The following is a 969-nucleotide window of genomic DNA, read 5'->3' as shown; positions in this document are numbered from 1 at the left end:
TTCTCCGGCTGGTTTTCGGTTCGTTCCCCTCGGATGCTCCTATGTCTGTCAAGGGGTGGTGGCGACCTGGGGTTTTGTTGCCGGGTGCGGGGTGTTTGTGCTGGTGAGGGCCTTGTGGACTTCGCGGGCTATGTAGCGCTTGAGGCAGCGGATGATGTCCTTCTTCGACAGGCCCTCGGTGGTGCGGCGTTCGGCGTAGGCGCGGGTGCGGTCGTCGTGTCCGAGGCGGGTGATGGCGATCATGTGGAGGGCGTTGTTGGCTTGGCGGTCGCCGCCGCGGGAGAGGCGGTGGCGTCGGGTCTGGCCGGAGGAGGCGGGGATGGGTGCGGTGCCGGTGAGGTGGGCGAAGGCGGCTTCGGAGTGCATGCGTTGTGGGTTGTCGCCGGCGGTGATCAGGATTTGGGCGGCGGTGATCGCCCCGATGCCGGGCAGCGCGAGCAGGGCCGGGTTGGCGGTGCGGACCAGGGCGGCGATGTCGGTTTCGTGTTCGGCGGCTTCGGCATCCAGGTGCTGCCAGCGGCGGGCCATGGCCCGTAGCGCCTTCTTGGCTGCGGCCAGCGGGCTGGTCAGGTCTGTGCCGGGCCGGAGCCGGGCACAGGTGGCGATGAGCTCGGCGGTGCCCAGCGCCGATAGTTGCTCGCGCAGGTCGGCCGGTGAGCAGATCAGCTGGTTCTTGAGCTGGTTGGTGGCGGCGGTGCGGGCTTTGACCGCGCCGCGGCGGGCCGTGTGCAGGGACCGGATGGCCTCCACCAGTCCGTCGCGGGTTTTGGGGGTGCCGCTGGCGCGGCCGGAGGCCACGGCCATGGCTGCGGCGTAGGCGTCCAGGGGGTCGGACTTGCCGGCTGTGCGGCGGGTCTTGCGGTCGGGGCGGTCGACCTCGACCACGACGATCCCGGCGGCGGTCAGGTGCCGGGCCAGGGCGGCGCCGTAGGAGCCGGTGCCCTCCACCCCGACCGCGATCACGGTGCC

1 protein-coding gene is annotated in these 969 nt (G+C 71.2%); it reads right to left on the bottom strand.

The annotated features are described in order from the left end of the window. Positions 1 to 48: 48 nt before the first annotated feature. A partial coding sequence (locus tag KGQ19_RS48715) for an IS110 family RNA-guided transposase (RefSeq protein ID WP_212022466.1) occupies positions 49 to 969 on the bottom strand: 921 nt, incomplete at its 5' end.

Origin of the sequence: Catenulispora pinistramenti (assembly GCF_018274385.1) — a bacterium.
Lineage (GTDB): Bacteria > Actinomycetota > Actinomycetes > Streptomycetales > Catenulisporaceae > Catenulispora > Catenulispora pinistramenti.
The sequence above is the reverse complement of the archived record's forward strand: the minus strand, read 5'-3'. Positions and strand labels throughout refer to the sequence as shown.